Here is a 17,786-nt window from a genome sequence, read left to right as displayed (position 1 = left end):
GGCTTCGGGAAGTCTTCAGGATGTCTCTGTGATCTCATGGCCGGATGGACGTTGAGCATCTCGACGGCGCGGGCGTCCGGACGCATCTCGCCGAGATAGAGGCTGTCTACGCCGCGGCGTTCCCACACTACGACCTCGGCGACTACCGGGCCCGGATGCGGCGCCAGATCGAGTCTCCCGGCTTCGAGGCGGTGACGGCCCGGGACGGCCGCGCGCTGGCCGGTGTCGCCTACGGCCTGCCGCTGTCGGCCAGGACCGGATGGTGGGATGACCTGGAGCCCGCGGCACCCCCCGAGTTCACCGCCGAGACCGGGCGGCGCACCTTCGCCGTGATCGACCTGGCCGTCCGCCCCGCGCACCGCGGCAAGGGGCTGGGCCGCCGCCTGCTGCAGGAGCTGCTGGCCGGCCGCGCCGAGGAGCGCGCGACCCTGGCGACGGGGCCGGATGAGCGGACCCAGCGGATGTATCGGCGATGGGGCTGGCGCCACGTCGGCGGCACGCCCGGGGGAGCGGGCGAGACCCAGCCGTGGTACGACCTCTACGTGATCGACCTGGGTGCGCCCGCGGCCAGCAGCTCGCCGTAGGCGGCGACGACAGGCTCGCTGCGGCCCGCCTCGGGCACGGCATCCATGACCTGGCGGGCGAGGCTGGTCACCATGGCGGTCCGATGGTCGGCGGGCTGGGCCTCGTAGACGGTGTGGGCGTGCCGGACGCCTTCGGTGGCGTCGCCGGCCCGCACGTGGCCGGCGGCGCGCAGCAGGCTGAGCTGGGCGCGCACGCGCGGGTCGTCGGCGGGCAGGACCTGGCGGGCGCGCTCGACGGCGGCGTCCAGGCGGTCGCGGTCGCCGGTGTGCGCGTGCACCCACGCCTCGGTATAGCGGATCCGGTCCTCGGCCCACCCCGCTACCGAGCGCACGTCCCGGGTCACCGACCCGGGCAGCCGCTGCAAGACCGTCTCGCTGGCGCGCAGCTCGGCGGCCGCGGCCGTGACGTCGCCCTGGAGCGCGAACAGCTGCGCGCGGACGGTGCGGACCTGTGCCATGCCGCGGCCCGGCGCGCCTGTGGAGTGGGCGAGGGCCTCGTCGGCCCGGCGAAGCAGGATCGCGGTGGGGCGCTGCTCGTACAGGCCGTGCACGAGCCGCTCCCCGGTCACCCACAGACTCAGGTCGATGTCGCCTGAGGTGAGGGCGGCGTGCTGCGCGGTGGACCACCACTCCCGCGCCAGCCGTGACTGGCCGGCGTTGCACAGCGACTTGGCCATGAGCATGGACAGGCCGCTGGTCACCCGGCACCAGGCGGGGTACAGGCGGCCGCCGGCGTGGCGCGATGCGGCCTGCTGGACGATCACCAGGTCGGCGGCGAGGTCGCGGAGTAGCCGGTGCGGAGGCAGCAGCAGGTAGCTGTATCCGTACTCGGCGACCGTCTCCTCCCACTCCTCCAGGTGGCTGCCCTCGTCCCGGCCGATGGCGCGGTCCACGCCGCCGCGGATCTGCTGGAGGGCGTCGGCCGCCGGGGAGGAGGCGGCACCGAGCGTGGCCAGGGCCTGCAGAAGGCGGCGTCGGTGCATCTCGTCGTCATCCTCGCGAGTCGGGTGTTCCTCGCCTTCAACGCTACCCGCCTGATCCGCGCTGTCCTGCGCTGCCTGCGCGAGGGCAATGAGCCGGCCGCCCGCCTTGAGTGCGGCGTCGACGGCCTGGGCGACGTCGGCCGATGGGATGCGCACGTCGCGCGAGATCCGCGAGAGGTAGCCGTCGGTGTAGTGGACGTCCCTGGCCAGCTTGCGCAGGGACAGGCTCTGCTCGGCCATGAGTGCGCGCATCTCGGTGCCGAACGTCGACATGTCCGATTCCTACCCGTTGGGGGGCGCTGCCTGTGCTGCCTGCCGCAACGGGCAGCAGACAGCATCTACAACGCTAACCGCGACGAGGCTTGCATGGCCGGTGAACAGCAAAGCGGCCCCGGCCCGGTGCGCGAACACCGGGGGCCCGGGGCCTTGGCCGGAAGTGAGGTCCGACCCATGGACGATGCTATGACGCGGGACCCGATGGACGCCCTCACCGCGTTGAGAGCGGACTTCGCCGACTGGGAGTTCTCACTGCACCGGGACGGCCCGCACACCTGGGTCGCCCAGCGTTATCTCGGCAGGGAGGGGACCTTCGTCACCCGCCTGGTGAGTCATGACGCCGAGGAGATGCGCATCGCGCTGGACGCGGCGATGCGGATCGACCGGCCGGTGGGGAGCCCGGCATGAGCTCCGTCAGGCTCTACAGCTGGAACGTCTTCAGCCGTCGCGCCGCGGGCGTGACCGACAGCCCGGCGCGGGCGGCCGGGCACGTCGCGGTCGAGCTGGCCGAGGCGCCCGCCGGCGCGGTGGGTTCGGTGCGCCGGGTGACGCTGTCGTCGGCCGGGCACGCGCGGTACGTCGATCTCGGCGAGGTCGCCCGCGCCACCCGGGAGGACGACGGCGGCGTGCACTGGGAGGTCGTGTGATGGGTGACACCGAGTCGCTGGAAGCGCTCGGCCAGGCCCTGGCCGCGGCGGGCTGGCGGGCGGTGCCCCGCTACGACGAGATCCCGGTGCGGCTGCGCGTCTTCCATCCGACGCTGCCGGTCGTGGGCGAGACCGTGAACGTCACCTCCGAGCGGACCGGCCCGTGGTTCCGCTCCAGCACGGGCAGGCCGCTGGCGCGCTGCGACGACCTGCCGCGCGCCGTCGCCGCCATCGACCAGTTGCTCGGCCGGTTCCTGCCGGCACGCGAGCCGATCACCGAAGGAGCGCTCACCCGATGAGCCTGCCCCCCGTCGCCCCCGAGCGGAACCGCGAGATCTTGGCCGAGCGGCTCGGCTGGCCGGACGGCGCGCTGGAGGCGTGCCGGGAGCTGGAGCAGCGGCATCCGGGCTGGAGCCTCTGGTACGACATCGGCGGCCTGCCTGCCAGCCCGGTCCCGCGCTACCGGGCCGAGTGCGACTACGGCTGGCGGTACCGCGAGATGGGCCGGCCGCGGCAGAAGGAGGAGGTGTGCGCGGCCGCCGCCGAGGAGGTCTCGGCCCTGATCGCCGAGACCGAACGGCGGACCTGAACACCCGCGGCCCGGGGTCCGAGACAGCCCCGGCCGCGGGACCAGAAGTGGGGCGGGCCGGCCGGGCGGCGTGACAGCCGTGCGCCCGCCCCGCGCGATCGCCGGGCGGCGGCAGGGCCGCGCTGCCGCCCGGCCGTGAGGGGGGAACGTACGGCCGGTGCTCTGATCCCCTCGGGTGCACCGGCCGTACGCCCCCCGAACAGGAGGACCGGTGGTCATGGCGATCTGGGACGCGGTGCAGGGCACGGCTGCGTGGGTGATCTCCCAGCGGGCGGTCGCGGTGACGTTGCCGGTCCTGCTCGCCGCGGCCGCCGCGGCCATGGCTCGGCAGCGGTGACCACACCGCCGTCCTCGGCTCCGGGAAGGCGCGATCCGGAGTCGTGCACACAACAGCGCGCAGGAGGTTCCGATGACCCTCACCGCCGCGGCCGTCAAGGACCCGCGTGAGCTGATCCCCGACTGGGCGTTCAGCCTGCTGGTCTACGACTTCCGCAAGAAGCACCACACCTCGCACGCCTACCCCGAACACCTCGACCTGTTCTCGAAGGTGTTCGCCGCCAAGTGGCGGGACCACAGCCAGGCCAACGCGGCCGGCTGGGTGCACCTGCACGCCGACCTCACCGGCCGGTGGGCCGAATACCGGCTCGGGGCGCGACCGTGACCGGCTGGGTCCAGCATTACCCCGCCGTGCCGATGACCACGCCGGACGGCGGCACGGTGGACGTCGACGTGCAGATCGCTCCACTCATCGAGCAGTACTGGAAGACCGCCGCCACCTGAGCGGCCCCGGGCGGCCGGGACGCTGGACGGCTCCGCGGACGAGGCGCCCGAGATGGACCTCTTCGTCGGCGTCGCCCGCAAGCCCTGAAACGGCGAGCGCCCCGGCGCGGACTCCGGGGAGTCCGTACCGGGGCGCTCGGCGTGCCGTCCGTCAGTGCATCGGCATGGGGGCGTCGACCGGGGCCTCCGGCTTCCTGCGCGGCAGGAAGAGGGCCGGAACGAAGGCCAGGACGAGCAGCGCCAGCGACCACCAGTAGGTGGTCTGGAAGGCGTCCGCCATGTTGCCGATGAGCTTCTCGATGACGCCCGGCGGCACCTGGGCGGCGCCGGCCGGCGGCTCGGCGGCCATGCCGTGTCCCATGTCGAGGCCGCGGTCGCGCATCTGGGTGGCCAGCATGACGGCGATGAACGCGGTGCCGATGGAGCCGGCGACCTGCTGGATGATGTTCAGCGCGGTGCTGGCCCGCGGGACCTCGTCGTGCTTCAGGGTCTGCATCGCGGCGGACATGGTCGGCATCATCGTCATGCCCATGCCGAGGCCCATCACGAACAGCGCCACGCCCAGCGTCCAGTACGAGGCGTCCGGGGTGAGCTGGGCCGCGAAGCCCGCCACGCCCAGCACCACGATGGAGAGGCCGACCAGGACGACCTTGCCGGGGCCGAGCTTGTCGGTCAGCTTGCCGCCGATCGGCATGGTCACCATCGCGCCGAAGCCCTGCGGCGCGAGCAGCAGGCCCGCGGCGAAGGCGGTCTCGGCCCGTACCGTCTGGTAGTACAGCGGCAGGACCAGCATCGCGCCGAAGAAGGCGCAGGCGAACAGCACCATGGTGCCCGCGGCCGCCGCGACCGAGCGGCGCTTGAACAGCCGCAGGTCGATCAGCGGGCTCGTGTTGCTCTTGCGCAGCGCGTGGAACGCGAACGCGATCACCAGGGCGGCGCCGCCGATCGCGGTGATCAGCACGTCGGTGCGGGCGAAGTCGTTCTTCTCGGCGCCGGTGGCGAGGCCGTAGATCAGCGCCGCCAGGCCGGGCGACAGCAGGATCAGCCCGAGGAAGTCCAGCCGCTCGGCCGGCCGGGGCTCGTCCTTCTTGAGGATCTTCCAGGCGAGGAACAGCGCGACCGCGCCGATCGGCACGTTGATGTAGAAGATCCAGCGCCAGGACACGTCGTCCACGAGCCAGCCGCCCAGGATCGGGCCCGTGATCGGGCCGAGCAGCATCGGGATGCCGACGATGCTCATCACCTGGCCGACCCGCTGCGGGCCGGCCGCCTGGGTCAGGATCGTCATGCCGGCCGGCATGATCATGCCGCCGCCGAGGCCCTGCAGGACCCGGAACGCGATCAGCGACTCGGCGCTCCACGCCATCCCGGCCAGGCCGGACCCGGCCACGAACAGGATGATCGAGATGATGTAGAGCCGCTTGGTGCCGAACCGGGCGGAGGCCCAGCCGGTCACCGGGATCACGGTGGCGAGCGCGAGGGTGTAACCGGTCGCGACCCACTGGATCGTCGCGAGCGGGGCGTTGAAGTCCTCGGTGAGGTGCTTGAGTGCGACGTTGACGACCGTCACGTCCAGGATGGACATGATCGCGCCGAGCACCACGACCGCGGCCACGGCGAGTACGCCGCGATCTAGCCCTCCACCTGAGTCCGCGGCCTGGGGGCCGTCCGCCGCCTTGGCGGTAGCGGGAGCGGTCAACTGAGTCTTCCAATCGTCGGGCCCGGGCATGCAGGCATGCGGGCATGGTCAAGAGGGCTGGGGTCCGAAGCAAATTACTGCAGCGACTGACACTTCGGCGAACGATTTAACCGCGCCAGATCAAGGAGTATTCCAGCGAGGTCCGACAAAATTCCCTCGTCCTGGCAGGTCCGGTACGTCCACCCTCGAACCTCCACCGCGCTGGAGGTCAACCGGATGTGACGCACGCGACACCTGATCCGGGCCGTTCCGCGGTACGGCCGCGGGGCCTGGCCGTCGCCTACGCTGGCAGCCGTGATCGCCGGTACCGACGCGCAGGCCATCGTGGACGAGATCATGCGGCGGCTCGGCCGGAACGTCAATCTCATGGACGGCCGCGGCGTGATCATCGCCAGCGGCGACCGGGACCGCGTCGGGGAGGAGCACGACGGCGCGGTCCGGGTGCTGCGGAGCGGCGCCCCGGTCGCGGTGACCGGGGCCGAGGCCCGGTCGATGCGCGGCACCCGCGCCGGGGTCAACCTGCCGGTCCGGATCGGCGCGGAGATCGCCGGGGTGGTGGGGGTGACCGGCGAGCCGGCCGAGGTCGGCGACCTGGCCGGCGCCGTCGCGCTGATGACCGAGCTGATGATCACCCAGCAGGAGATGCGGGCCGAGGCCGAGTGGCGCGCCCGCACCCGCGACCAGATCGTCGCCGACCTGGTCGCCGGCCGCCTCACCGCGGCGCAGTGGCGCCGCCGGCTCCGCCTGGTCGGCGCCCGCCCCGCGGCCCCGTTCGCGCTGTTCGCGCTGCGCCCAGGACCCGGCGCGCCCGACGCCCCCGGCGCCGCCGCGCTGCTCTACCGGCGGCTGGGCGGCGGTGAGGAGCAGGTGCTGGCGTCGGTCGACGTCACCGGCACCCTGTGGGCGGTGGCCGGGGCGGCGGCGCCCGCGTCGCTGCGGGGACGGCTGCGCGAGATGCGCGGCGAGCTGCCCGGGGCCTGCCTCCTGGACGCGGGCGCCGCCGCCGACTTCGGCGCCCTCCTGGAGAACGTGCGGCGCGGCCGCCTGGCGCTGCGGCGCCGGACGCTGCCGCCCGAGACGACGCTGCGCGACCAGGAGGTCGCCGTCCTGCTCGCCGAGCTGCCCGGCGAGGTGGCCGACGCGGCCGGGCGGCGCGTCCTCGGTGCGCTGCCCGCCGACCTGCGCCGCACCCTGCGGACCTACTTCGCGCACGACCGGCACGTCACCGAGGCGGCCCGGGCGCTGAACGTGCACCGCAACACCCTCGTCTACCGGCTCGGCCGGATCGCCGAGCTGACCGGACGCGACCCGCGCGCGTTCGACGACGCGGTGGCCCTCCAGGCCGCCCTGTACCTCGCCGACCTCGGTTAACGGGCCCGAGCCTCGGGCCCGGCCGGCTTGGCGTCCCGCACAAAAGGGGTGGCCCCCCGGGGGCCGGACTTTGTGCGCGCGGCCGGTGCCCGCGCCCGCCGTTCGCTCCTAAGGTCTCCTCAACCCGCGTGACCAGGGACAACAGGAGGAGCAGCCGTGCGGATCGTCGTCGCGCCCGACTCGTTCAAGGGCGGCCTCAGCGCGCCCGACGTCTGCGCGGCCGTGGAGACCGGCGTCCGCCGCGCGCTGCCCGGCGCGGCGGTGACCGCGGTGCCGATGGCCGACGGCGGCGAGGGCACCCTGGACTGCTTCCTGCGCGCCCGCGGCGGCCGGGAGATCGTCCGTACCGTCGCCGGGCCGCTCGGCCGCCCCGTCGAGGCCCGGTACGCGCTCGCCGGCGACGGGCGGTCGGCCGTGGTGGAGCTCGCGGCCGCGTCCGGGCTGCCGCTGCTGGCGGAGGACGAGCGGGAGCCGGCGCGCGCCGACACCACCGGCACCGGCGAGCTGATCGCCGACGCCGTCGCCCGCGGCGCCCGCGACGTCCTGGTCTGCGTCGGCGGCAGCGCCACCACCGACGGCGGGACGGGCCTGCTCCGCGCCCTCGGGGTGCGGTTCACCGGCGCGGACGGCGCCGAGCTGCCCCCGGGCGGCGGCGCGCTCGCCGGGCTCGCCGCGATCGACGACTCCGGCGTCCCGGAGGTGGTGCGCGAGACGCGGTTCCGCGTCGCGTGCGACGTCACCAACCCGTTCGTCGGCCCGTCCGGGGCGGCGGCGGTGTTCGGGCCGCAGAAGGGCGCGACGCCCGCGCAGGTCCGCGAGCTGGACGCCGCGCTGGCCCGCCTCGCCGACGTCCTGGCGGACCGTTACGGCGTCCGCGTGCACGACCTTCTCGGCGCCGGCGCGGCCGGCGGCACCTGCGGGGGCATGGTCGCCGTCCTCGGCGCCGAGCCCGCCCGCGGCGCCGAGCTGGTCGCCGAGCTGGTCGGGCTGCCGGCCGCGCTGGACGGCGCCGACCTGGTGATCACCGGGGAGGGGCGGCTGGACGGCCAGAGCGCCGGCGGCAAGGCGGTCTCGGTGGTCACCGGGCTGGCCCGCGACCGCGGCCTGCCGGTCGTCGCGCTGGCCGGCTCGGTGGCCGGCCCGCTGGACGACATGTACGCCCTCGGCCTGACCGCCGCGTTCAGCCTCGCCGACGGCCCCCGCACGCTCGGCGAGCTCATCGGCGCGGCGGGCCCCCTCCTGGCCGATCTGGCCGAGCAGGTCGTCCGGCTGCGGGCGGCCTGATCGCGCCGCCCACGTCTTCCCCACCCCGTCCCACCCCCGTATCGAGCACGTCTAGGAGTTCTGTTCCATGGAGACCACCGGCCCCTTCCTGCTGCTCGCGCTCGCCGCGAGCATCGGGCTGATCATCTTGCTGAGCGGCCGGTTCAAGCTGCACCCGTTCCTGGCGATCGTCGTCTCGACCTTCGCCTTCGGGCTGGCGGCGATGGGCATCGGCGCCGCGGCGGGATCGGACAAGCCGTACGTCGACGACCTCGGCGGCACCGTCGCCGACGGCTTCGGGTCGATCCTGATGAGCATCGGCCTGGTGATCATCTTCGGGACGATCATCGGCAAGGTGCTGGAGCGCACCGGCGCCGCCGTCACGCTGGCCGAAGCGGTGCTCAAGGTCATCGGCCGCCGGCATCCGGCGATCGCGATGTCGCTGATGGGCTGGGTCGTGTCGATCCCGGTGTTCTGCGACTCGGGGTACGTGGTGCTGTCGCCGCTGCAGCGCTCGATCGCCCGCAAGACCGGCAAGAACCCCGTGGTCCTCGGCACCGCGCTGGCCACCGGCCTGTACGCCTCGCACACCTTCGTCCCGCCGACCCCGGGCCCGATCGCCGCCGCGGGTAACGTCGGCATCGGCTCCGACGGCCTGATCTGGGTGATCCTGTTCGGCATCCCGGTGTCCCTCGTCGCCACCATCGCCGGCCTGGCGTGGGCGCTGCGCCGTACCGGCAACCTGGAGAGCGCGCTGCCGCAGGCCGAGCAGTCGTTCGAGGAGTACAAGGCGCAGTTCGACCGCATCCCCGGCCTCGGCCGCGCGGTGACGCCGATCCTGGTGCCGATCCTGCTGATGGCGGCCGGGTCGGTCGCCGCGTTCCCGTCCGGCGGCGGCACCCTCGTCGGCGGCATGCTCGGCGACGTCCTCACCGACCTGGGCGCGCCGGTGAACGCGCTGCTCATCGGCGTCGTGCTCGCGCTGGCGCTGCTGCCCACCCGCCGGGACGCCGAGGTGCTGACCACCTGGGTGGGCGAGGGCCTGTCGGACGCCGCCGTCATCCTGGTCATCACCGGGGCCGGCGGCGCGTTCGGCGCCGTGATCAAGGCGACGCCGATCGCCGACTACATCAAGACCCTCATCGGGGACGGCTCCGCGGTCGCCGGGCCGGTCGCGCTGCTGGTGCTGTTCGCGCTGGCCGCGCTGCTGAAGACCGCGCAGGGCAGCACCACCGCCGCGCTGATCATCACCTCCACGCTGGCGCAGCCGCTGCTGCCCGCGCTCGGCCTGGACACGATGATGGGCGGGATCCCGATCGGCCAGGTCCTCGCGGTCATGGCGATCGGCGCCGGCGCCATGGTGGTCAGCCACGTGAACGACTCGTACTTCTGGGTCGTCACGCAGTTCTCCGGCATGAGCGTCTCGACGGCGTACCGCGCCCAGACCGCGGCGACCCTCGTCCAGGGCCTCTCGGCGCTGGCGGTGGTCCTCGTCCTCGGCGTGGCCCTGCTCTGACCGGGCGGCCCGCCGGGCTGTGCCGCCCGCCCGGCCGGGACGCCGTCCCGGTCAGGCGGGCGGCAGCCCCAGGGCGCGGGCGATCAGCATCCGCTGCACCTCCGAGGTGCCCTCGCCCACTTCGAGGATCTTGGCGTCGCGGTAGAAGCGGCCGACCGGGTACTCGTTCATGAAGCCGTAGCCGCCGAAGATCTGCGTCGCCTCGCGGGCGTTGTCCATGGCGGCGTTGGACGCGGCCAGCTTGGCGATCGCCGCCTCCTTCTTGAACGGCTCGCCCGCCAGCATCCGCGCGGCGGCGGCGTAGTAGGCCAGCCGGGCGGTGTGGGCGCGCAGCTCCATGTCGGCGATCTTGAACTGGATGGCCTGGTAGCGGCCGATCTCCTTGCCGAACGCCTCGCGCTCGCGGACGTACCGCAGGCACTCGTCCACGCAGCCCTGCGCCAGCCCGACCGACAGCGCGGCGATCGCGACGCGGCCCTCGTCCAGGATGCGCAGGAACTGGGCGTAGCCGCGGCCGCGCTCGCCGACGAGGTTCGCCGCCGGGACCCGGACGTCGTCGAACGACAGCTCGCGGGTGTCGGAGGCGTTCCAGCCGACCTTGGAGTACTTCCGGCCGACGGTGAAGCCCGGCGTGCCGTTCGGGACGATGATCGTGGAGATCTCGCGCTCGCCGGTCAGCGCCGTCACGGTGACGAACGAGGTGATGTCGGTGCCGGAGTTGGTGATGAACGACTTCGTCCCGTTGATCACCCAGTGGTCGCCGTCCAGCCGCGCGGTGGTGCGCATGCCGCCGGGGACGTCCGAGCCGCCGCCCGGCTCGGTGAGGCCGAACGCGGCGAGGTTCTCCCCGGAGGTGAGGCGCGGCAGCCACTCGGCCTTCTGCGCCTCCGACCCGAACCGGTAGATCGGCATCGCGCCCAGCGAGACGCCGGCCTCCAGCGTGATCGCCACGGAGGAGTCCACCCGGGCCAGCTCCTCCAGCGCCAGGCACAGCGCGAAGTAGTCGCCGCCCATGCCGCCGTGCTCCTCGGGGAACGGCAGGCCGAACAGCCCCATCTTGCCCATCGCGGACACGATCTCGTACGGGAACCGCTCCTGCTCGTACAGCTCGCCGATCACCGGCGCCACGGTCTCCCGCGCGAACCGCTCGACCGTGCGGCGCAGCTCCTCCTGCTCGTCCGTGAGCGTGAAGTCGATCATCATCAATCCTTCGATGTCAGCGCCTGGACGACGCGGGACGGGCTGGGGCGGCCGAGGCGGTCCGCCATCCAGCGGCTGGTGGCGGCCAGCGCGGCGAGGTCGACGCCGGTGTCGATGCCGAGGCCGTCGAGCATCCACACCAGGTCCTCGGTGGCGAGGTTGCCGGTGGCGCTCTCGGCGTACGGGCAGCCGCCGAGGCCGCCGGCGGAGGCGTCGACGGTGGTGACGCCGGCGCGCAGGGCGGCGAGGGTGTTGGCGAGGGCCTGGCCGTAGGTGTCGTGGAAGTGGACGGCCAGCCGCTCGGTGCCGATCCCGGCCTCCACGAGGGCGGTGATGAGGGCCGTGACATGGCCCGGGGTGCCGACGCCGATGGTGTCGCCCAGGCTGAGCTGGGAGCAGCCCAGGTCCATCAGCCGCTTGGCGACGGAGACGACCTGCGCGATGGGCACGTCGCCCTCCCACGGGTCGCCGCACACCATCGAGATGTACGCGCGCACCCACAGGCCCTCGGCGCGGGCGCGCTCCACGACCGGGGCGAACATCGCGATCGACTCGTCCACGGTGCGGTTGAGGTTGCGGCGCGCGAACGTCTCGGTGGCGCTGCCGAACACGGCGATCTCGGTGACGCCGTTGTCCAGGGCGCGGGACAGGCCGCGCTCGTTCGGGACGAGGACGGGGTAGCGCAGGTCGGGGCGGCGCGGCAGCACGTCGAGGAGCTGCTCGGCGTCGGCGAGCTGCGGCACCCACCGGGGATGGACGAAGCTCGTCGTCTCGATCGTGCGCAGGCCGGCGGCGGCCAGCCGGACGACGAACTCGGCCTTGTCGGCGACCGGGACGACCGCCTTCTCGTTCTGCAGCCCGTCGCGCGGGCCGACCTCGTAGACGGTGACGCGCTCGGGCAGCCCGTCCAGCGGTGCGCGCATGGCTCAGCCCTCCTCGATCACGGCCAGCACCGCGTCCAGGGCGACCTGCGCCCCGGCACGGGCCGGCAGCCGGGCGACCACGCCGCCGACCGGCGCGGTGACGGTGTGCTCCATCTTCATCGCCTCGACCACCACGAGCGGTTCGCCCGCGGCGACGCGGTCGCCCTCGGCGGCCTTGACGGCCAGGACGGTCCCCGGCATCGGGCTGCGCAGGACGCCGTCCCCGGCGACGGCGGCGTCGGCGCCCCGTCCGGCCCGGACGTGCTCGGCGAGCGCCCAGGCGTGCCCGCCGCGGCCGAGCCACAGGGTGTCCCCCTGGCGGGCGGCCCGGAAGGTGAGCGTCCGCCCGCCGTACGTCAGGGCGAGGTCGCCGGCGCCGCCGCGGGCGAGGGACGCGCGGACGGGCTCGGCGCCGCCGACGGCCACGAGCGCGTCGCGGGCACGGCCCTGGACGCGGACCTCGGCCGGGTCGCCGCCGGCGGGGGTGATGATCCACGGCGTCCAGGCGTGCGCTCCGGGCCGCCAGCCGTCCGGTACGGCCCACGGGTCCGGATCGTCGGATTCGAGGGCGAGCATGCGTTCCAGCGCGGCGGCGGCGAGGACCTCCGGCGGTACGGGGACGGCGGGGGACAGCTCGTCCAGGGAGCGTTCGACCAGGCCGGTGTCGATGCGGCCGGCCGCCACCTCCGGATGGGCGAGCAGCGAGCGGAGGAACGCTATGTTCGTCGGCACGCCCAGCAGCGTGTACGAGGCGAGCGCGCGGTCGAGCCGGTGCAGGGCCTCGGCGCGGTCCGCGCCCCACGCGACCACTTTGGCGAGCATGGGGTCGTACGCGCCGCCCACCTCGGTGCCCTCCGCGAGCCCGGAGTCCACCCGGACGCCGGCACCGTCGCCGGCGGGCTCGTCCAGGAGCAGGACCTCGCCGCCGGTCGGCAGGAAGCCGCGGGCCGGGTCCTCGGCGTACACGCGGGCCTCGACGGCGTGGCCGTCCAGCGGCGGGGCCTCGGTGAACGGGAGCGGCTCGCCGGCGGCCACCCGCAGCTGGAGCTCGACCAGGTCCAGTCCGGTGACCATCTCGGTGACGGGGTGCTCGACCTGGAGCCGGGTGTTCATCTCCATGAAGAAGTACTCGCCGGGCCGGTCGGCCGAGACGATGTACTCGACCGTTCCTGCGCCGGTGTAGCCGACCGCGCGGGCGGCGGCGACGGCGCTGGCGCCCATCCGCCCGCGGGCCTCGGCGTCGAGCAGGGGAGACGGGGCCTCCTCGACGATCTTCTGGTGGCGGCGCTGGAGGCTGCATTCGCGCTCGCCCAGGTGGACGGCGTTGCCGTGGGAGTCGGCGAAGACCTGGATCTCGATGTGCCGCGGGTTCTCGACGAACCGCTCCACCAGGAGGGTGTCGTCGCCGAACGACGCGCGCGCCTCGCGGCGGGCCGAGTCGATCGCGCCGGCCAGCTCGGACTCGGCGCGCACCAGCCGCATGCCCTTGCCGCCGCCGCCCGCCGACGGCTTGATCAGCACGGGCAGGCCGGTGGCCAGCGCGGCCTCGGCCAGCGCGGCGTCCGGCAGGCCCGCCTCGTTCCGTCCCGGCACGACCGGGACGCCGGCCGCGGCCACCGTCCGCTTCGCCCGGATCTTGTCGCCCATCGCCTCGATCGCCTCGGCGGGCGGGCCGACGAAGGCCAGGCCCGCGGCGGCGCAGGCGCGGGCGAACGCGGCGTTCTCGGCCAGGAAGCCGTAACCGGGGTGGACGGCCGCGGCGCCGGTGCGGCGGGCGGCGCCGACGACGGCCTCGATGTCCAGGTACGACGGGATCAGCACCGCCTCGTCGGCCGCGCGGACGTGCGGGGCGCCGGCGTCGGCGCCGGTGTGCACGGCCACCGAGCGGACGCCGAGGCGGCGCAGTGTGCGGAAGACCCGGATCGCGATCTCACCCCGGTTGGCCACCAGAACGCTCTCGAACATCGGGCTCCTCACATCCGGAAGACGCCGTAGCCGACCGGCTCCAGCGGCGCGTTGGCGGCGGCGGACAGGCCGAGGGCCAGGACGCGGCGGGTGTCGCGCGGGTCGATGACGCCGTCGTCCCAGAGCCGGGCCGTGGAGTAGTACGGGTTGCCCTGCCGCTCGTACTGGTCGCGGATCGGCGCCTTGAACTCCTCCTCGTCCTCCGCGGACCAGGCGTCGCCGAGCTGGTCGCGGCGGACGGTGGCCAGCACGCTCGCGGCCTGCTCGCCGCCCATGACGGAGATCCGCGCGTTCGGCCACATCCACAGGAAGCGCGGCGCGTACGCCCGCCCGCACATCGCGTAGTTCCCGGCGCCGAACGAGCCGCCGATCACCACCGTGAACTTCGGGACGCGGGCGCAGGACACGGCCGTGACCATCTTGGCGCCGTGCTTGGCGATGCCGCCCGCCTCGTACTCGCGGCCGACCATGAAGCCGGAGATGTTCTGCAGGAAGACCAGGGGGATCGAGCGGCGGTCGCACAGCTCGATGAAGTGCGCGCCCTTGAGGGCCGACTCGGCGAACAGGATGCCGTTGTTGGCGACGATCCCGACCGGGTGCCCGTGGATCCGGGCGAACCCGGTCACCAGCGTCGCGCCGTACTCCTTCTTGAACTCCTGGAAGCGGCTGCCGTCGACGACGCGGGCGATGACCTCGCGGACGTCGTACGGGGTGCGCGGGTCGGGCGGGACGACGCCGTACAGCTCGGCGGGGTCGTGCGCGGGCTCCTCGGGCGCGGCGACGTCCCAGGGACGCGGGGAGCGCGGGCCGAGCGTGCCGACGATGCCGCGGACGATCGACAGCGCGTGCGCGTCGTCCTCGGCGAGGTGGTCGGTGACGCCGGAGACGCGCGAGTGCAGGTCGCCGCCGCCCAGCTCCTCGGCGGTGACGACCTCGCCGGTGGCGGCCTTCACCAGCGGCGGGCCGCCCAGGAAGATCGTGCCCTGGTCGCGGACGATCACGGCCTCGTCGCTCATCGCCGGGACGTACGCGCCGCCGGCCGTGCAGGAGCCGAGGACGGCCGCGATCTGCGGGATGCCCTCGCGGGACATCGTGGCCTGGTTGTAGAAGATCCGGCCGAAGTGCTCGCGGTCGGGGAACACCTCGTCCTGGCGGGGCAGGAACGCGCCGCCGGAGTCGACCAGGTAGAGGCACGGCAGCCGGTTGTGCAGGGCCACCTCCTGCGCGCGCAGGTGCTTCTTGACCGTGACGGGGTAGTACGTGCCGCCCTTGACGGTCGCGTCGTTGGCGACGACCACGCACTCGCGGCCGGCGACGCGGCCCACGCCGGTGATGATCCCGGCGCCGGGCGCCTCGCCGCCGTACATCTCGTGCGCGGCCAGCGGCGACAGCTCCAGGAACGGCGAGCCGGGGTCGAGCAGCGTGTCGACGCGGTCGCGGGGGAGCAGCTTGCCGCGCGCGAGGTGCCGGTCGCGGGCGCGTTCCGGCCCGCCCCTCCCGGCCCGGTCGATGTGCTCGCGCAGCTCGGCCGCCAGCGCCTCGTTGGCCGCGGCGGCGCTCTTGAACGCCGCGTCGCCGGGATCGGCCCGCGACACCAGCTCGGGCGGTCCGCTCATCCCTCGCTCACCCGTCCCCGCTTGTTAAGAGTCATTAACAATTCACTTCAGGATGCAGATGTTAGTCCTCATTAACAATGCCAGTCTAGACTGCCGCCATGACGCACGCCAGCAGCGAGCCGGCCGGGCCGGGGCCCGCCAACCCGCGCCGGGCCGAGATCCTGGGCGCCGCCGCCGAGCTGTTCGCGCGGCGCGGCTACCACGGCGTGTCGATCGGCGACCTCGGCCGCGCCGTCGGCCTCACCGGGCCCGCCCTCTACCGGCACTTCCGCGGCAAGGAGGCGGTGCTGGCCGAGATGCTGCTGGACATCAGCGGGCGGCTGCTCGCCGAGGGCGCCCGGCGGGCCGCCGACCCCGATCCGGCCGCGGCGCTGGACGCCCTGCTGCGCGGCCACATCGCGTTCGCGCTGGACGAGCCCGCGCTGATCACCGTGCATGGCCGCGAGCTGGACAACGTCCCCGAGGCCGACCGCCACCGGATCCGCCGCCTCCAGCGCGCCTACGTGGAGGAATGGGTCGGCGTCCTGCGCCGGCTGCGCCCGGGCGAGCCCGCCGACCGCACCCGCGCGGCCGTGCACGCCTGCTTCGGGCTGCTCAACTCCACCCCGTACAGCGCCGCCGGCCTCGACCGCGACGCGATGGCCGAGCTGCTGCACGCGATGGCGCTGGCCGCGCTGTGCCACCGGGGCGGCGCGTCACCGATGTAACTCGATACTTACGCAGCTCTTGACATCTCCCCGCCCGGCATAGCTCGATGGACCGGACAGCAGCCGCGGGCCGGAGGAGTACGCATGGGATTCCAAGGGGTCAGCTTCTACGAGATCGCCGCCGCTCATCCGGACCGGCCCGCGTTCCTGAGCGACGCGGGCACGGTCTCGTACGGGGAACTGCACGCCGACGTCAACCGCATCTCGCACGCGCTGCGCGCCCTCGGGCTGGAGCCCGGGGACGCGATGGCGACCGTGCTGGGCAACCGGGCCGAGTTCCTGGCCGTCCTGCTGGCCGCCATGCAGAGCGGCGTCTACCTCGTCCCGGTCAGCCGGCACCTCACCGCGCCCGAGATCGGCTACATCCTGTCCGACAGCGGGTCCAAGGTGGTCGTCACCGAGGCGGCGTTCGCGGACGCGGTGACGGCGGCCGCCGCCGAGGCCGCCGTCAAGCCCGAGGGGCGCGTCTCGATCGACCCGGCCGAGGGCTTCGAGCGGCTGGACGCCGTGCTGGAGGGGCGGCCGGCCGATCCGCCGGACGAGCGCAGGATGGGCTCGGTCATGCTCTACACGTCCGGGACGACAGGTCGGCCCAAGGGTGTGCGGCGGCCGCTGCTGGACTTCCCGCCCGAGCTCGCGATGGCCGTCCTGCGCGAGACCCTGGCCAGGAACCTGGAGATCGAGCCCGGTGACGAGGTCCATCTGGCGGTCGGCCCGCTGTACCACTCGGCCCCGTGCGTGCACGCCCTGCTGTCGCTGAACCTCGGGCACGCGGTCGTGGTCGGCGACCACTTCGAGCCGGAGCGGACGCTGGAGCTGATCGAGCGGTACGGCGTCACCAACGCGTTCATGGTGCCGACGATGTTCCACCGGATGCTCGGGCTGCCCGCCGAGGTGCGCGGCCGCCATGACCTGTCGTCGCTGCGGCAGGTCTACCACAGCGCCGCGCCGATCCCCGTCGAGACCAAGCGGCGGATGCTCGACTGGTGGGGGCCGGTGCTGTACGAGTACTACGGCTCCACCGAGAGCGGGCCGGTCGTGGTGGCCAGGCCGCGGGAGTGGCTGGAGCACCCGGGGACGGTGGGCCGCCCGGTCGAGGGCGTGGAGATCAAGATCTTCGACGAGTCGGGCGCGGAGCTGCCGCCCGGCGAGCCCGGCCTCATCTACGCGCGCGGCCAGGCCGGCTTCGAGTACCACCGCGATCCGGACAAGACCGCGGCCAGCATGATCGGCGACTTCTACACGCCCGGCGACATCGGCCACCTGGACGAGGACGGCTGGCTCTACATGAGCGACCGCCGGACGGACCTGATCATCACCGGCGGGGTGAACATCTACCCGGCCGAGATCGAGGCGGCGCTGCTCCAGCATCCGGCGGTGGCGGACGTGGCGGTGATCGGCGTCCCGGACGAGGACTGGGGGCAGAGCGCGGTCGCCCTCGTCGAGCCGGCGCCCGGCAGCGAGCAGGGCGAGGCGCTCGCGGACGAGCTGCTGGCGCACTGCGCGACGCTCCTGGCCAGGCTCAAGCATCCGCGGCGGATCGAGTTCCGCGACTCGCTGCCGCGCACCCCGTCGGGCAAGCTCAGCCGCCGCCGCGTGCGGGAAGGGTACTTGCGCGAGCAACGAGAGCAGGGTGAGAGTTCATAGCGGCGGTAGGGGATAAAAGG

Annotated in this window: 18 protein-coding genes; 12 read left to right on the top strand and 6 right to left on the bottom strand. The window is 73.9% G+C overall.

Annotation, left to right across the window (positions count from 1 at the left end; genetic code table 11):
• The first annotated feature begins 44 nt into the window (after positions 1-44).
• Entirely contained in the window at positions 45-584 is a 540-nt protein-coding gene (locus ACA361_RS09745) for a GNAT family N-acetyltransferase (RefSeq protein WP_375011503.1), read from the top strand.
• Here the strand turns inward: ACA361_RS09745 and ACA361_RS09740 are convergent.
• Positions 539-1,840: a hypothetical protein gene (locus tag ACA361_RS09740; protein ID WP_375011502.1), complete on the bottom strand. Its 1,302-nt coding sequence runs from the start codon at positions 1,838-1,840 to the stop codon at positions 539-541. The genes ACA361_RS09745 and ACA361_RS09740 overlap by 46 nt on opposite strands.
• Before the next feature lie 177 nt (positions 1,841-2,017).
• Here ACA361_RS09740 and ACA361_RS09735 point away from each other — a divergent pair, with 177 nt between their 5' ends.
• The 6 genes from ACA361_RS09735 to ACA361_RS09710 all read left to right on the top strand — a co-directional run bounded on the left by ACA361_RS09735 (position 2,018) and on the right by ACA361_RS09710 (position 3,859).
• Positions 2,018-2,251 carry a hypothetical protein gene (locus tag ACA361_RS09735; protein WP_375011501.1) on the top strand — a complete coding sequence of 78 codons (234 nt, stop codon included), beginning with the start codon at positions 2,018-2,020 and terminating at the stop codon, positions 2,249-2,251.
• Positions 2,248-2,490, top strand: coding sequence for a hypothetical protein (locus tag ACA361_RS09730; protein WP_375011500.1), 243 nt, complete (start codon positions 2,248-2,250; stop codon positions 2,488-2,490). The genes ACA361_RS09735 and ACA361_RS09730 overlap by 4 nt, the downstream gene beginning before the upstream one ends.
• On the top strand, positions 2,490-2,789 hold the full coding sequence (locus ACA361_RS09725) for a hypothetical protein (protein WP_375011499.1): 300 nt from the start codon (positions 2,490-2,492) through the stop codon (positions 2,787-2,789). Before ACA361_RS09730 ends, ACA361_RS09725 begins: the two co-directional genes overlap by 1 nt.
• Entirely contained in the window at positions 2,786-3,079 is a 294-nt protein-coding gene (locus ACA361_RS09720) for a hypothetical protein (RefSeq protein ID WP_375011498.1), read from the top strand. The genes ACA361_RS09725 and ACA361_RS09720 overlap by 4 nt, the downstream gene beginning before the upstream one ends.
• A gap of 409 nt (positions 3,080-3,488) precedes the next feature.
• On the top strand, positions 3,489-3,740 hold the full coding sequence (locus ACA361_RS09715; RefSeq protein ID WP_375011497.1) for a hypothetical protein: 252 nt from the start codon (positions 3,489-3,491) through the stop codon (positions 3,738-3,740).
• Positions 3,737-3,859 carry a hypothetical protein gene (locus ACA361_RS09710; RefSeq protein ID WP_375011496.1) on the top strand — a complete coding sequence of 41 codons (123 nt, stop codon included), beginning with the start codon at positions 3,737-3,739 and terminating at the stop codon, positions 3,857-3,859. The genes ACA361_RS09715 and ACA361_RS09710 overlap by 4 nt, the downstream gene beginning before the upstream one ends.
• Positions 3,860-4,010: 151 nt before the next feature.
• Here the strand turns inward: ACA361_RS09710 and ACA361_RS09705 are convergent, their stop codons facing one another.
• Positions 4,011-5,474 carry a DHA2 family efflux MFS transporter permease subunit gene (locus ACA361_RS09705; protein ID WP_375011495.1) on the bottom strand — a complete coding sequence of 488 codons (1,464 nt, stop codon included), beginning with the start codon at positions 5,472-5,474 and terminating at the stop codon, positions 4,011-4,013.
• Between the two features lie 378 nt (positions 5,475-5,852).
• Here ACA361_RS09705 and ACA361_RS09700 point away from each other — a divergent pair, with 378 nt between their 5' ends.
• From ACA361_RS09700 to ACA361_RS09690, 3 genes are all read left to right on the top strand, one after another.
• Positions 5,853-6,929 carry a CdaR family transcriptional regulator gene (locus tag ACA361_RS09700; RefSeq protein WP_375011494.1) on the top strand — a complete coding sequence of 359 codons (1,077 nt, stop codon included), beginning with the start codon at positions 5,853-5,855 and terminating at the stop codon, positions 6,927-6,929.
• A gap of 156 nt (positions 6,930-7,085) precedes the next feature.
• Positions 7,086-8,213: a glycerate kinase gene (locus ACA361_RS09695; protein ID WP_375011493.1), complete on the top strand. Its 1,128-nt coding sequence runs from the start codon at positions 7,086-7,088 to the stop codon at positions 8,211-8,213.
• A 67-nt stretch (positions 8,214-8,280) separates the two neighbouring features.
• The gene (locus ACA361_RS09690) at positions 8,281-9,708 is read left to right on the top strand and encodes a GntP family permease (protein ID WP_375011492.1); all 1,428 of its coding nucleotides are present in this window, start codon (positions 8,281-8,283) and stop codon (positions 9,706-9,708) included.
• Between the two features lie 51 nt (positions 9,709-9,759).
• Here ACA361_RS09690 and ACA361_RS09685 read toward each other — a convergent pair whose 3' ends face one another.
• From ACA361_RS09685 to ACA361_RS09670, 4 genes are read right to left on the bottom strand one after another with little or no spacing between them, the layout of a single operon-like run.
• Positions 9,760-10,908: an acyl-CoA dehydrogenase family protein gene (locus tag ACA361_RS09685; protein WP_375012000.1), complete on the bottom strand. Its 1,149-nt coding sequence runs from the start codon at positions 10,906-10,908 to the stop codon at positions 9,760-9,762.
• A 2-nt stretch (positions 10,909-10,910) separates the two neighbouring features.
• On the bottom strand, positions 10,911-11,831 hold the full coding sequence (locus tag ACA361_RS09680) for a hydroxymethylglutaryl-CoA lyase (protein WP_375011491.1): 921 nt from the start codon (positions 11,829-11,831) through the stop codon (positions 10,911-10,913).
• A 3-nt stretch (positions 11,832-11,834) separates the two neighbouring features.
• Positions 11,835-13,796 (bottom strand): acetyl/propionyl/methylcrotonyl-CoA carboxylase subunit alpha, encoded by a 1,962-nt coding sequence (locus ACA361_RS09675; RefSeq protein WP_375011490.1) that lies wholly within the window; start codon positions 13,794-13,796, stop codon positions 11,835-11,837.
• 8 nt (positions 13,797-13,804) lie between these two features.
• Positions 13,805-15,412: a carboxyl transferase domain-containing protein gene (locus ACA361_RS09670; RefSeq protein ID WP_375011489.1), complete on the bottom strand. Its 1,608-nt coding sequence runs from the start codon at positions 15,410-15,412 to the stop codon at positions 13,805-13,807.
• Positions 15,413-15,510: 98 nt separating this feature from the next.
• Between ACA361_RS09670 and ACA361_RS09665 the strand changes: the two genes are divergently transcribed.
• Positions 15,511-16,119 carry a TetR/AcrR family transcriptional regulator gene (locus ACA361_RS09665; RefSeq protein ID WP_375011488.1) on the top strand — a complete coding sequence of 203 codons (609 nt, stop codon included), beginning with the start codon at positions 15,511-15,513 and terminating at the stop codon, positions 16,117-16,119.
• Between the two features lie 84 nt (positions 16,120-16,203).
• A complete protein-coding gene (locus tag ACA361_RS09660) occupies positions 16,204-17,766 on the top strand; it encodes an AMP-binding protein (protein ID WP_375011487.1) in 1,563 nt (520 codons plus the stop codon).
• The last annotated feature ends 20 nt before the right edge of the window (positions 17,767-17,786 follow it).

This window comes from Actinomadura sp. 21ATH, assembly GCF_041951345.1.
In the GTDB taxonomy this organism is placed as follows: Bacteria; Actinomycetota; Actinomycetes; order Streptosporangiales; family Streptosporangiaceae; genus Spirillospora.
Note: the sequence above shows the minus strand (reverse complement) of the source record. Positions and strands in the feature narration are given on the sequence as shown.